General features: G+C 60.8%; 12 protein-coding genes. 6 read left to right on the forward strand and 6 right to left on the reverse strand.

The features are described from left to right. Positions 1-29: 29 nt before the first annotated feature. From Q0792_RS15555 to Q0792_RS15570, 4 genes are read right to left on the reverse strand one after another with little or no spacing between them, the layout of a single operon-like run. On the reverse strand, positions 30-416 hold the full coding sequence (locus Q0792_RS15555) for a hypothetical protein (protein WP_298842751.1): 387 nt from the start codon (positions 414-416) through the stop codon (positions 30-32). 51 nt (positions 417-467) lie between these two features. Further along, the gene (locus Q0792_RS15560) at positions 468-1,508 is read right to left on the reverse strand and encodes a DUF2235 domain-containing protein (RefSeq protein WP_298843824.1); all 1,041 of its coding nucleotides are present in this window, start codon (positions 1,506-1,508) and stop codon (positions 468-470) included. A gap of 16 nt (positions 1,509-1,524) precedes the next feature. Continuing rightward, a complete protein-coding gene (locus tag Q0792_RS15565; RefSeq protein WP_298842754.1) occupies positions 1,525-3,822 on the reverse strand; it encodes a xanthine dehydrogenase family protein molybdopterin-binding subunit in 2,298 nt (765 codons plus the stop codon). Positions 3,823-3,881: 59 nt separating this feature from the next. Beyond that, the gene (locus Q0792_RS15570) at positions 3,882-4,781 is read right to left on the reverse strand and encodes a LysR family transcriptional regulator (protein ID WP_298842756.1); all 900 of its coding nucleotides are present in this window, start codon (positions 4,779-4,781) and stop codon (positions 3,882-3,884) included. A gap of 102 nt (positions 4,782-4,883) precedes the next feature. Between Q0792_RS15570 and Q0792_RS15575 the strand changes: the two genes are divergently transcribed. The 4 genes from Q0792_RS15575 (at position 4,884) to Q0792_RS15590 (ending at position 9,934) form a co-directional block, all read left to right on the forward strand. Then, positions 4,884-5,762, forward strand: a complete 879-nt coding sequence (locus tag Q0792_RS15575) for a phytanoyl-CoA dioxygenase family protein (RefSeq protein WP_298842759.1) — start codon at positions 4,884-4,886, stop codon at positions 5,760-5,762. Continuing rightward, positions 5,762-6,358: an HD domain-containing protein gene (locus Q0792_RS15580; protein WP_298843827.1), complete on the forward strand. Its 597-nt coding sequence runs from the start codon at positions 5,762-5,764 to the stop codon at positions 6,356-6,358. Before Q0792_RS15575 ends, Q0792_RS15580 begins: the two co-directional genes overlap by 1 nt. A 171-nt stretch (positions 6,359-6,529) precedes the next feature. Continuing rightward, positions 6,530-9,595 carry a valine--tRNA ligase gene (locus Q0792_RS15585; RefSeq protein WP_298842762.1) on the forward strand — a complete coding sequence of 1,022 codons (3,066 nt, stop codon included), beginning with the start codon at positions 6,530-6,532 and terminating at the stop codon, positions 9,593-9,595. 9 nt (positions 9,596-9,604) lie between these two features. Further along, positions 9,605-9,934 (forward strand): DUF1992 domain-containing protein, encoded by a 330-nt coding sequence (locus Q0792_RS15590; protein WP_298842765.1) that lies wholly within the window; start codon positions 9,605-9,607, stop codon positions 9,932-9,934. Positions 9,935-10,030: 96 nt separating this feature from the next. Here Q0792_RS15590 and Q0792_RS15595 read toward each other — a convergent pair whose 3' ends face one another. Then, a complete protein-coding gene (locus Q0792_RS15595; protein WP_298842768.1) occupies positions 10,031-10,819 on the reverse strand; it encodes a crotonase/enoyl-CoA hydratase family protein in 789 nt (262 codons plus the stop codon). A gap of 114 nt (positions 10,820-10,933) precedes the next feature. On the opposite strand from Q0792_RS15595, the gene Q0792_RS15600 reads away from it, so the two are divergent. After that, a complete protein-coding gene (locus Q0792_RS15600) occupies positions 10,934-12,037 on the forward strand; it encodes a pyridoxal phosphate-dependent aminotransferase (protein WP_298842772.1) in 1,104 nt (367 codons plus the stop codon). Positions 12,038-12,091: 54 nt separating this feature from the next. Next, entirely contained in the window at positions 12,092-12,337 is a 246-nt protein-coding gene (locus Q0792_RS15605; RefSeq protein ID WP_298842774.1) for a hypothetical protein, read from the forward strand. On the opposite strand, the gene Q0792_RS15610 is transcribed toward Q0792_RS15605, so the two are convergent. Continuing rightward, positions 12,314-13,522: an aminotransferase class V-fold PLP-dependent enzyme gene (locus Q0792_RS15610; RefSeq protein WP_298842776.1), complete on the reverse strand. Its 1,209-nt coding sequence runs from the start codon at positions 13,520-13,522 to the stop codon at positions 12,314-12,316. The genes Q0792_RS15605 and Q0792_RS15610 overlap by 24 nt on opposite strands. Positions 13,523-13,600 lie beyond the last annotated feature (78 nt).

Below are 13,600 nucleotides of genomic sequence, written 5' to 3' on the forward strand. Positions count from 1 at the left end.
CCACCGGTCCAACACATCTGTCCCCGGCCTCAGTCCGGATCAGTTTCCAGTCCTTCGTGCCGCGCAAGTGCGCGGCAATAGGCAGTCCAGTCGCGGAAATCCTGTGTAAACACGTAACCGGCGCCATGATCGTACCAGCCATTACACTTGCTGCGCCACATGCCAGAAACCCAGTTCTCCGGATCTGTTCGCCCTTTATGCTCCGCGCGGGCATAGGCCGCCTGCGCCCAGACATCCGCCGCGTGCAGCAGGCGTTCCTGACCGGGTCCTTCACTCACCCACTCCGCTGCGACAGAATAAAGCGCGCCACATTGCACCATGCTTTCACTGATGGGCTGGCCGGTCTGCGCCGGTGCGGCAATCCCCGCCAGCAATGCTGCGCTTTTTATCAGATGTGCGATGCCAGATCTTTCCATTCGCGATGGAACGCAGGTTAACCGCAGAACCGGGCATAAAAATGACGCGCCTCAGACCGTGCGACCGGTTCCACGCCAGCCCGTCGCCTGCGGCAGCGCCGCCTCGCGGATAGCCACACTGTCGTGCACCCGTTCCGAGCTGTCGCGCAGCGAAATGCGCGGGCGGCGCGAGACGAGCCACCGGCCATGCCCGCGGAACGTGCCCAGCATGGGGACCGTCGCATCGCGCGGGAAACGTTGTGACCACCCCGCCGGTAATGGCAGACCGCGTTTCTGCGCCTGTTCCAGCATCCACACCAGCGGAATATTTGCCAGCGGGCGCGCAGGCTCATAGCCGCCGAGCTGGCCCCCGACATCGCCGTGAGTGCCCGGAAACCACAGCTGTTCCACGCGCCCGGGATAGCCCTCGGGCGTGGTCCAGAGCACCGGAGAATAGGCCACCCGTGTTTCGTCCAGCGCCAGGGCCTGAAAACCCGCCCGCACATTGTGGCTCAGCTCGTGGCTGTGAAATGCATGCTTTTTCTCTGAAAGGCGCCACAGCCACGGCATGTTCAGTCCCAGTGATTTGACCGTATCCCAGACCCCGATCATTTCGATCTCGGTCGCTTCATGACAATAGGCCTTTGAAAAGGCCCCTGCCGCGTCGCTGGCCGGGTCATTCTGATAATGGCGGTACACCTCGCGGATATTACGCTCCGTCGCCTGTTCCGCACGCAGCAGTCCGACAAGATCGATAACCCCGGCGAGACTGCGCACGGCATAGGCGCCGCGGGAATAGCCAAAAAGGAAAATACTGTCGCCGGGTCGATAGCGCGAGGCAAGGTACCCGTAGGCGCGCCGGATCTGACGGTTGATACCGCGCCCCATCATCACATCGATCGCAGACCGCCAGTTGCGCCACTGCACCCCCGGCTCGTAAAACAACGAGACCTGGTGGCCCGTCTCGCGCAGAAGTTTATACGTTACACCGGCGTTGGTTTCACAGCCCGGCTCCAGCGACGACAGTGTCCCGTCAAGGATCACAACATGAACAACGGGGCCCCGGCGGGGACCAAAATCGCTGGCCGGACGCCGCCATAACCGCGCGCCCAGCCAGTCGAAAACGCCGTTATTCTGCAGCGATATCCTCACTGTTGAGAAGCTCCCATACTTTGTGCGGCGTAAAGGGCATATCAGCCTGCCGCACGCCACGCGACCACAGTGCATCCTGTACGGCGTTCGCCACAGCAGCCAGGGCACCAACAGTGCCTGCCTCGCCACAGCCCTTCATCCCCATAACATTCGCGGTTGACGGTACCGGTTCGGACGTAAAGGAAATATTGGGTACGTCATCGGCACGCGGCAAGGCGTAGTCCATGAACGATGCCGTGAGCAACTGGCCGTCTTCGTCATAGACCACGTGCTCTGTAATGGCCTGGCCGATCCCCTGGACAACCCCGCCATGAACCTGACCTTTGGCCAGCATCGGATTGATAAGATTGCCAAAATCGTCGACGACGGTATAGCGGTCCACGGCAGCAACTCCTGTCTCGGGATCCACCGTTACCTCTGAAATATGGCAACCATTGGGAAAGCTGCGGGCCTCCAGCTTTGCGCGCGCAACGTGACGTAACAGATCCGCGCGCCCCTTTGCGCGGGCCATTTCAGCGACCTCCAGCATGGTGGGGGTCATGTTCGATCCCTCAGCACGGAAGCGTTCGTCGTCAAAACGGATCTCCGGGGCCGGCACACCCATTTCATCGGCCAGAAATGCGGTAAAGGCCTCTGTCATCACCGACACCGTGGCCAGGGTAGCGTTGTTCTGCACCGTCACCGACCGGGAGCCACCGGTACCGCCGCCCTGGGAAATGCGGTCACTGTCGCCCTGCACCACCTCAATCAGATCAGCGGGAATACCCGTCTGATCCGACAGGAAGGTGGCATAGACTGTCTCGTGTCCCTGCCCCGTGCTTTGCGTGCCGACATAGATCGTCACAGTGCCATCCTCGTTAAACTCGACGCATGCGCCTTCCGCAGGATCGCCCAGAATACTTTCAATATAGTAACAGATGCCGATACCGCGCAGCAGACCCCGCGCGGCATCCGCCTGGCGCCGCGCCGCAAAGCCCGCAATATCGGCCTCGGCCTCGGCACGCGCCTGCACCCGGCCAAAGTCGCCCACATCGTAGGTCTCGCCCGTCGCAGACTTGTAAGGGAACTGATCGGGACGGATGAAATTGATGCGGCGCAGCTCAAAGGGGTCTACCCCCAGCTCGCGTGCGGCACGGTCCATCAGGCGCTCCAGAACATAGATCGCTTCGGGCCGTCCTGCCCCGCGATAGGCGTCGACCTGCACAGTATTGGTGTAAAACCCCTCGACCTGCAGCCAGGTGGTCTGCACGTCATAGCATCCCGCCAGCACACGGCTGAAAAGCTGGGTCTGAATGGGCTGGCCGAACTGCGAGTTGTAAGCGCCCAGATTGCACTTGGTATGCACCCGGTAGGCGGTGATTTTGTTGTTCTCATCGAAGGCAAATTCGGCCAGCGACGTCAGATCGCGCCCACCGTTGTCGCTCAGCATCGCCTCTGTCCGGTCGGACGCCCAGGCTACCGGGCGGCCCAGAACCCGCGCGGATTGTGCGCATAGGAAATACTCCGGATAGGCAAAGGCCTTCATCCCGAACCCGCCGCCCACATCCGGGATCGTCACCCGCACCGCTTCCGGGTCCAGGTTCAGCGCTTTCGCCAGCTGCGCTTTATGGGCCCAGACGCCCTGCGCGCCCAGCGACACATGCAGCCGCGCGCCGTCCCATTCTGCATAGCACCCGCGTGGCTCCATCGCGTTGCAGATGATGCGGTTATCGTCCACATCCAGCGACACGGTGCGTGCCGCTGCCTGAAACGCCGCCTCGGTCGCGGCTTCATCGCCCATGCCCCAGTCAAAAGCGCGGTTGTGCGGTGCCTCCGGGTGGATCACTGCGTCACCGGGACCCACATCCATATGCGCGTCCAGATCATCATAATCGAGTTCGATCAGCTCAGCTGCGTCCCGTGCCTGCTCCGGTGAGTCCGCCACGATAAAGGCCACAGGCTCGCCCACGAACCGCATCCTCTCCTTCGCGAGGATCGGGCGCAGTGGCTTTGCGCCATCCGTCCCGTCTCGGTTTTTGACGACGGTGCATTGCATCGCGATGTCCATACCGGCCGCTTCGAGATCTTCAACCGTCAGGACCAGATGCACACCATCGGCAGCACGCGCGTCTGTGACATCGAGACGCGTAATGACGCCATGCGCGACGGGTGCGCGGAAAACAAACCCGGTCAGCGCGTCCCGCGGTGCAATATCACTGACATAGCGGCCCCTGCCTGTTAGAAACCGTGTATCTTCGACCCGTATGACGGGCTGCGATCTGCCAAATTTATCCATAGGAAGGCTCCTTCGGGCGCTGGTCTGCGGGTGCGGATACCGCATGGGTACGCCGGTGTTCAGGTGGCGGGCGGTGTCCCGCCATCACGCTTCATATAGTCAAGAAGCCAGCCACGGAAAGCCCTGGCGGCCGGTCTCAGCGCACTGCGGTCCGCGCAGACCAGAAAATACTGGTCAGTGCCCGGGATTTCGACGTTTCCGGCACAGGGTATCAGTCCAGACTGCGCGACCACCAGATCGCTGGCAGGGGCACGTGCAAGCATGACGCCCACCCCCTGCGCGGCCATGGCGGATGCCATAACAGTACTGTCCGCATGCACAATTCGCAGCGGTGCCAGCGGCTGGCCCAGCGCGTGCATCACATGCCGCCAGCCAGACCGGTGCGTCGCCACTTCGATCAGGGGATGCCGGCTGAGCTCTGCCGGTGCCGTGATCTGCGCGGCCAGTGCCGGGGCTGCCACGGGACACAGTGTTTCACCCATCAGCGGATCATAGTCGCGCCCGAACTGCCCCGGCGTGCCAAAGACAATCTGCAGATCACTGTATCCGCCGTCAAAATCAGAGGCTGCATTGCCGGTGTTCAGCGTCAGCCGCACCCGTGGGAAAGCCGTCTGAAAATCCTTCAGCCCGCCCGCCAGCACCCCGTGGGCAAAGAGCAGGACGGAGCGCACAAAGACAGGCTGTTCCGCACCGCTGCCGAAAATACCCTCGGTCGCCTCTTCCAGCAGGCCCAGCGACTGCTGGACAGTCGGCAGATAGGACCGCCCCAGATCTGTCAGCGTGACCGAATGCGCGCCCCGCTCAAAGAGCGGCGCGCCCAGTTTGTCCTCCAGCGCTCTGATCTGCTGGCTGACGGCAGCCGCGGACAGGTTCAGCTGGCTGGCCGCCCGGGCAAAACTCTCGGTGCGCGCAGCCGCCTCGAAGACGCGCAGCCAGTTCAGGGAGGGAACACGGGACATGAGCGGAGGATAAGTTAAACTTAGCCTCAGAGGCAAGAGCCACCGTGCTGCATTCCCGCAAACCGGTGCGATGCTGCGGCAACGTCACAAAGGAGACCAGAGATGCCCCAGCCCCTCCCGCTTGCAAACGGTCGCCTGAGTGCGGCCCAGTCCGACCAATACCGCGCGGACGGGTACCTTTTTCCCCTGCCGGTCATGCCCGCCCACGACGCGCAGGCCCTGCGGGCCGAACTGGAAGCGCTTGAGGCCGAATGGCTCGACAGCGATCTGCCCCTGCCCTTCGGCACCTACAAACGGGTCAACGCGCATTGTGTCATGCCACTGGCCTGGCGCATCGGTCACGACCGGCGCATCCTCGATGTGGTCGAGGGCGTGCTGGGGCCCGACATCATGGTCTATTCCGTGGAGTTTTTCATCAAGGAGCCCAATACAAGGCACATCGTTTCCATGCACCAGGACCTGACCTACTGGGGTCTGGGAGAGATCGACGGGCTCGTGACGGCCTGGCTCGCGCTGTCACCCGCCACGCCCGCCTCGGGCTGTATGGACTTCGTGCGGGGCAGCCACAAAAACCCGATCCTGCCCCATGACGATACCTTTTCCGAGGATAATCTGCTGTCTCGCGGCCAGGAAGTGCGCGTGGATGTAGCGGAAGCCGACAAGGTTCCCATCGAAATTCACCCAGGTCAGATCTCCCTGCACCACGGGCTGATGATCCACGGCTCGGGGCCCAACACCACCGACGACCGCCGTATCGCTGCTGTTGTGCGCTATTGCACCCCGGCGATTAAACAACAGGTGGGTGCGCGCGACTACGCGGTTCTGGCGCGGGGCCAGGACCGTTTCGGACATTTTGAGGGGTTTGAGGCCCCGCAGGCCCCCTTTACGCCCACAGCCCTTGCCACCTACGATGAGATCCGGCGCGCCCAGGCCGCGACAATGATGAGGGGCGCGGAAAAAGAGGGAGGGCTTTACGCGTGATGGACAAGGTCAGCTTTACACAGATGAAGGACGGCACCGCCGAGGATTATGCCTTCCTCACAAAACACGAGACCGAATACACCCTTGGCACGGCCGACCGGCTGCTGCAGGCGATGGTGAGCCTGGATGAAGGCCTCTCGGGCTATCAGGTCACGCGGCTGGGCCACTCGCTGCAGTCAGCCACCCGTGCGGAACGCGACGGTGCAGACATCGACTGGATCGTTTCCGCGCTGCTGCACGACATCGGCGATATCTATGCGCCCTATAATCACGACGAATATGCGGCAACGATCCTGCGGCCTTTTGTGCGCGAACAATGTACCTGGGTGGTGGAAAAACACGGCGATTTTCAGATGGTCTATTACGGCCATCATGTGGGCGCTGACCCGCACAAACGCGACAGGTATAAAGGGCACGCCTATTTCGACGATTGTGCGACCTTCTGCGAGCGCTGGGACCAGGCGAGTTTCGATCCGGACTATGAGACGCTGCCGCTGGATCATTTCGCGCCAATGGTGCGCACAGTTTTTGCCCGGACGCCCTACGACCCGGAAGTAATCCGCGCGGGCGCGCGGGAGCCTCTTGTCGCAGGCTGAATACCGGCCGAGCAGTACGAAGCGGCCGACCGCCCATCGAGGCCGGACGGCCACTGCCCGGCTGCGCCGTGCGTACACCACACCGAAAGTCGGCGCAAACTTTGCGCGTGACCTTTTCCTTCGCCCCTCCTTCCGCTAGATGATCGCGCAACGCGGACAAAGGATACCGTCATGGCGCTCAACAAGACATTTGATGCAAAAGAAGCCGAAGCACGGCTCTATGCTGCCTGGGAAAAAGCCGGGGCTTTTGACGCCGGGGCCAATGCCTCGCGCGATGAGACCTTCTCCATCATGATCCCGCCACCCAATGTGACTGGTTCCCTGCACATGGGACACGCGTTCAACAACACTCTGCAGGACATCCTGATCCGCTGGCACCGGATGCGTGGATTCGACACGCTCTGGCAGCCCGGCACAGACCACGCAGGGATCGCAACGCAGATGGTCACAGAGCGGGAAATGGCAGCAAACGGTGAGCCGACACGACGCGAAATGGGACGGGAGAAGTTCCTCGAACGGGTCTGGGAGCAAAAGGTAAAATCACGCGGCACCATCATCGGTCAGCTGAAACGCCTGGGCGCGTCGTGTGACTGGTCGCGCGAGGCCTTTACCATGGGCGGCGCCCCAGGCGATCCGGAGGCCGGCACCGGCGCGCCTAATTTCCACGATGCGGTGATCAGGGTCTTTGTTGATATGTACAACAAGGGGCTGATCTATCGTGGCAAGCGCCTGGTCAACTGGGACCCGCATTTTGAGACCGCGATCTCGGATCTTGAGGTCGAGAACATCGAAGTCGACGGTCACATGTGGCATTTCAAGTACCCCCTGGCGGGCGGTGAGACATATGAGTATTTGGAGAAGGGTGAAGATGGAGAGGTGCTCTTCCGCGAGGAGCGCGACTATATTTCCATAGCCACCACGCGGCCGGAAACCATGCTGGGGGATGGTGCAGTTGCGGTTCATCCATCAGATGAGCGTTATGCGCCAATTATCGGAAAGCTTTGTGAAATTCCGGTTGGCCCAAAAGAACACCGTCGCCTGATCCCGATCATCACCGATGACTATCCTGACCCGGACTTCGGTTCCGGCGCGGTCAAGATCACCGGCGCGCATGACTTCAACGACTATGAAGTCGCAAAGCGCGGTGGCATCCCCATGTACCGCCTGATGGACACTAAGGGGGCAATGCGCGCCGACGGGGCCACATATGCAGAGGCCGCCGGCATCGCCATGACCGTGGCTCAGGGCAGTCAGACCCTGTCGGAAGCTGAAGCCGATGCGGTGAACCTCGTCCCCGACGAGCTGCGCGGGCTGGACCGGTTTGAAGCGCGCAAACGCGTGGTAGAGCAGATCACAGATGAGGGGCTGGCCGTCATGCAGACACAGCCGGTCATTGACCCCGAAGACGGCCAGGAAAGCAGCAGGTTGGTGCCGCTGGTCGAGTCGAAGAAAATCATGCAACCCTTTGGGGACCGGTCGAAAGTTGTGATCGAGCCGATGCTGACGGATCAGTGGTTTGTGGACACAGCACAGATCGTGCAGCCAGCGATTGATGCGGTGCGCAAGGGCGATGTGGCGATCCACCCCGAGCAGGACAAAAAGGTCTATTTCAACTGGCTGGAGAACATCGAGCCGTGGTGTATTTCACGGCAATTGTGGTGGGGGCATCAGATCCCGGTTTGGTATGGTGCGCCCAAAGGCACTGATAACACTCCACGTAGTCTCGAGCTCAAGGAAAATGTACCGTTTTGCGCTGCGAACGAGCGCGAGGTTCTAAAAATGGCAACTGACTACTACGGCGAAGACTGTGTCATCGCACAAGATGCCCGGGAGTACACGGAAAAGCTGGCCACGGAAACCCGTCCCATACTGGTTCGCGATCCCGACGTGCTCGACACCTGGTTCTCGTCTGGCCTCTGGCCCATCGGTACGCTCGGCTGGACCGGTGACGCCGATCAGGACGCCCAGAACGATGCGCTGCAGAAGTACTTCCCCACGTCTACGCTGATCACCGGGTTCGACATCATCTTCTTCTGGGTCGCCCGGATGATGATGATGCAATACGCCGTGGTGGGCCAGAAACCCTTCGACACCGTTTACGTGCACGCCCTCGTGCGCGACGAGAAGGGCAAGAAGATGTCCAAATCGCTGGGCAATGTGCTCGACCCGCTCGATATGATCGACGAATACGGCGCGGATGCGGTGCGCTTTACGCTTACCGCCATGGCGGCCATGGGGCGCGACCTTAAGCTCAGCACGCAACGTATTGCGGGATATCGGAATTTCGGCACAAAACTGTGGAACGCCTGCCGTTTCGCCGAAATGAACGAGGTATTCGCCCACCGCGCGGCGCGCACCGACATCATTCCTACGTCATACCGTCCCGGTGCCAACGTGACACAGTCGGTGAACAAGTGGATTATCGGCGAAACGGCCAAAGTACGCGAAGAGATCGACACAGCACTGGAAAACTACCGTTTCAATGATGCCGCGAACGCCGCTTATGCCTTTGTCTGGGGCAAAGTCTGCGACTGGTATCTGGAGCTGTCCAAGCCGCTTCTTCAGGATGCGGATAATACTGAATTTGCCGAAGAAACCCGCGAGACGATGGCATGGGTGCTGGATCAGTGCATGATCCTGCTGCATCCGGTGATGCCGTTTATCACCGAAGAGCTCTGGGCAGCCACGGGCACGCGCGACCGCATGCTGGTACATGCGGAATGGCCCGCCTATACCTCCGCCGAACTGGTTGATGCCGACGCTGATCGTGAAATGAACTGGGTGGTTTCTCTGATTGAGGCCATTCGCTCAGCCCGGGCTCAGATGCATGTGCCAGCGGGCCTCTATGTCCCGCTGATCGTGACGGAAATCGACGCAGCAGGTCAGGCAGCATGGGCGCGCAACGAGGTGATGATCAAGCGCCTGGCACGTGTTGAGGCGCTGGAGGAGGCAGACAGTTTTCCAAAGGGAACTGTTTCGCTGGCGGTGGCTGGCGCTTCTTTTGGTCTGCCGCTTGCTGATATCATTGATATTGCAGAAGAAAAGTCGCGGCTTGAGAAGTCTCTGGGCAAACTGGCAAAGGAACTGGGCGGTCTTCGGGGCCGCCTCAACAACCCGAAATTCGCAGAATCTGCCCCGGCGGATGTTGTTGAGGAGACCCGTGCCAACCTTGCGCTCCGCGAGGAAGAAGAAGCCCGTCTGAACGAGGCACTCGCCCGGCTGGCCGAACTGGGGTAAACTGCGTTTATGCGCAGTTTTCGCTCACTCATCGAACGCCAGATCGCCAAAGCGCGTGCCGAGGGTAAGCTGTCCGGCCTTGAGGGCGAAGGGAAACCGCTGCCTGATCGCCGCATAGCAACGGGTGAAGAAGCTGCTGTTTCGGCTGGCATGAGGATCATGGCCGAAGCAGGCGTGTTACCTGAAGAGTTCACTCTTAAAAAACAGCTCGACCTCGCGCGCACCGACTACGCCGCCTGTACCGATGCAGGAACACGCAAAGAACTGATGCGTCGCATATCCGACCTTGAGCTGCGCTACGGCATAGCGCGGGAAGCACGGCAGAAGTTTATGTCCTGATCCGCCTGATAATTTGCAAACAGCAGATCTGGTATTTGCAAACACCTCGAAGGGTTTTGCAAACAGGGGCAATTGATTTTGCAAACTGTCCGACAGCTAAGGGAAAACAGGCGTTCGGCGCGCAAAACGCGCTGCGATAACTTCCATCTGCTCCGGGGTCCCGAGCAATCCGGCCTGTGTTTCCGCTTCGGCAACCAGCACCTGTTCGGGTGTCATGCCACCGATGGACCCCATCAGTTGTTTTGCAGCCTGAACCGCCGCAGGGCTGTTGGATGCGATCTGCCCGGCCAGAGCAAGAGCCGCTGCAAGCGGATCATCATCGACCGAGGTAACAAGCCCCCAGGCTTCGGCCTGTGCAGCGCTGACCGGCGCCGCGGTGTACACCAGCAGGCGCAGTACGTCGTCCCGCACGAGGCCAGGCAAAAGCACCATACCGCCCATGTCCGGGATAATGCCCCACTTCATTTCCATCACCGCAAGCTCTGCGTCCGGAGATGCAATACGGATGTCTGCTCCCAGAGCGAGTTGCATGCCGGCCCCGAACACAGATCCCTTGAGCGCGGCAATCACAGGAATGTCGAGGCGCCGCCATGCCATCACCACTTCCTGCCACTGGTTCGTCGTACCGCCTCCGTGCGTGCGCGGGACCAGAAGTTCGCGCATGTCGCTGCCGATCATGCTGCCAAGGCTGTTCAGGTCGATACCAGCGCAGAACGTACCGCCGTCACCATGCAAAACCACCACCCGGGCACCCGACCCGGCAACGGTTCCGGCGGCGTCAATGATGCCATCGATCATTGCCTGATCCATTGCGTTTTTTTTGTCCGCCCGTGTCAGCGTGACACGTGCAATATGATTATCGACATTAACGCTGACCCGTGACATCTGCCTCTCCCTGCGGTTGCCCCCACAAGAGCGCAATCACCCGTGCTTTTCCAGCAAAACGTAGGGGCACACGTCAGGCTTGCTCAATTATCGCAGCGTGTTTTAATAGAGCTGATGACTCACTTTCGACTGACACCGCTGGCCGCCTCGCTGCCCGACACCGTACCCTTCGTCGGCCCCGAAACCCAGGAGCGCAGCCGGGGGCATCTTTTCGATGCACGCCTTGGCGCAAACGAGAACGTGTTCGGCCCCTCACCCAGCGCCATCCGTGCCATGGCCGAGACCCCGCAGTGGATGTACGGCGATCCTGAAAGCTATGACCTGCGCAACGCGCTGGCCAGTCACTACAGCATTGCCCCCGACATGATCATGGTCGGCGAAGGTATTGACGGGCTCCTGGGCTATCTGGTCCGGTTGATGGTCGGGCCGGGTGACGCAGTGGTCACATCAGATGGTGCCTATCCGACGTTTAACTATCACGTCGCGGGATTTGGTGGCGAAATACACAAGGTTCCCTACAACCGCGACCATGAAGACCCTGTGGCTTTGTTCAGAAAAGCCGCCGAAACAGGGGCCAAGCTCGTATATCTGTCCAATCCGGACAATCCGATGGGCAGCTTTCTGAAAGGTACAGATCTGCTGGCGGCGCTGGAACATCTGCCCGAAGGCACGTTGCTGATCCTGGATGAGGCATATATCGAATGTGCGCCGGATATCGCAGAGCTGCCACTGGCCTGGGATGATCCGCGTATAGTCAGGCTGCGCACCTTTTCCAAAGCGTATGGCCTTGCAGGTGCACGGGTTGGTTATGCCATCGGCGCGCCCGAGCTGATTGCCGCGTTTAACCGTGTCCGGAACCATTTCGGCATGAACCGCGCAGCCCAGGAAGGAGCGCTCGCCGCGCTGCACGATCAGACCTGGTTGCGTTCCGTGCTCGCCCGCATTGTCGCATCGCGTTTCCGCATCATGGAAACCGCGCGGGACTGTGGCCTGAAGCCTTTGCCGTCGGCAGCAAACTTTGTCTGCGTAGACTGTGGTCAGGACGGTGCCTTTGCAAAAAAAGTGCTCGATAATCTGGTGGAAGACGGCGTGTTCGTGAGGATGCCGTTTGTCGCCCCGCAGAACCGCTGCATCCGTATCAGCTGCGCAACCCCGGCTCAGATCGAAATTCTGGCAGATGCACTGCCACGCGCTCTGCGTGAGGCAGAAATTAGCTGACGAAAACGCAATTGGTTCTATAATTCTTCTGCACAGGCAGCAGAAGAGGTACTGATGCGCGACCCGACGCCCGGACGAGCCCCGAATTTCACCGGAGCCTGTATCGTGATGTTTGGCGTAAACCTTGGCTGGGTTCTGCTGCTGCTATTCGCGATCTATGGCTTGATTGCAGCTGTTTTTCTCGGTCTCGTGGTGAACCACTGGCTGAACTGGCTGGAAACCCGGCGCAGGCTGGCGGAGCAGGCGTTTGATAGCATGAACCGGGACCGGCACAGATCAGCGTCCGGCGATCACAGCTGAGGCCGCGTCGAGTGCGCCCTGTCCATGGGGAATACCGAGCGCCCGGAACCCTGCATCCATACCGCCCAGCAGGCCCATGATCATATGGCCATTGATGTGGCCCATGTGGCCCAGGCGGAAAAATCCGTGCCAGGCGGGATCGCCCGCCGGGGCCATGCCCAGACCGATGCCGAGCGTCAGCGCGAGGTTTTCCTCGGTCCAGTCGCGCAGGGCTGTGGCCTGAGGGCTTTCCAGGCGCAGAGATGTGACTGCATGACTGCGGTGCGCGGCATCCCGGATGTTCATTTCCAGACTGCCCCCCTGCCCCCAGGCGTCACAGGCGGCCCATATGGCGCGCGCCAGACGTTCATGTCGTGCCCAGACGTTTTCCATGCCCTCTGCCATCAGCATGTCTAGTGCGACACGCAACCCGTAAAGATGATGCGTGGGCGCCGTGCCGTTCCAGTATTGCCAGAAGCCATCGGGGTCGGCGCGCGGCGCCCAGTCCCAGTACCGGCTGACGCGGGGCATTTCGGACCGCACAGCCGCAGCGCGGTCATTAAAGAATACAAATGACATACCCGCCGGGACCATCAGCCCCTTCTGGCAGCCAGTGACCATGACATCGACGCCCCATGCGTCCATTTCAAAGACATCGCATCCCAGTGACGCGATACAGTCCGCCATCAGCAATGCAGGGTGACCACAGTCATCCAGCAACTGACGCAGCGCGGATACATCGTTTCTGACTGACGTCGAGGTATCCACATGCACGGCCAGTACGGCCCTGATCCGGTGGTCGGTATCCGCCTGCAGCGCTTCGGCAATCTGCTCTGTCTGCATCGGCGCCCGGTCACCGAACTCAAGGATCTGTGCACTGGCGCCAAGGCCTTCCGCCATATCGGCCCAGCCATGGGCGAAATGCCCTGTCGCCGGGACCAGCACTTTGTCTCCCGGAGCGATGACATTGGACAGAGCGGCCTCCCAGGCCGCATGACCATTGCCGATATAAAGCGCGACATGGCCAGCAGTGCGCGCGACTTTCCTGAGGTCAGACACGATGCCAGGCATCATTTCCGGGAGCTCTCCTGCATAGATGTTCGGCGAGGCGCGGTGCATCGCCCGCAGCACGGCATCCGGGATCACGGACGGCCCCGGAATGGCCAGGTAGGAACGGCCCGAAGGAGGCGCGGAAAACTGCGGCATAACTGCTGTCCTTTTTGTCTGGGCTGACACTAACCCGCGCGTGGCCCGCGTCAATCGGGCGGAGCGCAGAAACAGGCT

Source organism: uncultured Roseobacter sp., assembly GCF_947495025.1.
In the GTDB taxonomy this organism is placed as follows: Bacteria; Pseudomonadota; Alphaproteobacteria; order Rhodobacterales; family Rhodobacteraceae; genus Roseobacter.

Bases quoted from the DNA above. Each gene is read 5' to 3' on its own strand.
- Q0792_RS15555 (WP_298842751.1), bottom strand. From the start codon at position 416: ATGGAAAGATCTGGCATCGCACATCTGATAAAAAGCGCAGCATTGCTG.
- Q0792_RS15565 (WP_298842754.1), bottom strand. From the start codon at position 3,822: ATGGATAAATTTGGCAGATCGCAGCCCGTCATACGGGTCGAAGATACA.
- Q0792_RS15570 (WP_298842756.1), bottom strand. From the start codon at position 4,781: ATGTCCCGTGTTCCCTCCCTGAACTGGCTGCGCGTCTTCGAGGCGGCT.
- Q0792_RS15575 (WP_298842759.1), top strand. From the start codon at position 4,884: ATGCCCCAGCCCCTCCCGCTTGCAAACGGTCGCCTGAGTGCGGCCCAG.
- Q0792_RS15580 (WP_298843827.1), top strand. From the start codon at position 5,762: ATGGACAAGGTCAGCTTTACACAGATGAAGGACGGCACCGCCGAGGAT.
- Q0792_RS15585 (WP_298842762.1), top strand. From the start codon at position 6,530: ATGGCGCTCAACAAGACATTTGATGCAAAAGAAGCCGAAGCACGGCTC.
- Q0792_RS15590 (WP_298842765.1), top strand. From the start codon at position 9,605: ATGCGCAGTTTTCGCTCACTCATCGAACGCCAGATCGCCAAAGCGCGT.
- Q0792_RS15595 (WP_298842768.1), bottom strand. From the start codon at position 10,819: ATGTCACGGGTCAGCGTTAATGTCGATAATCATATTGCACGTGTCACG.
- Q0792_RS15600 (WP_298842772.1), top strand. From the start codon at position 10,934: ATGACTCACTTTCGACTGACACCGCTGGCCGCCTCGCTGCCCGACACC.
- Q0792_RS15605 (WP_298842774.1), top strand. From the start codon at position 12,092: ATGCGCGACCCGACGCCCGGACGAGCCCCGAATTTCACCGGAGCCTGT.
- Q0792_RS15610 (WP_298842776.1), bottom strand. From the start codon at position 13,522: ATGCCGCAGTTTTCCGCGCCTCCTTCGGGCCGTTCCTACCTGGCCATT.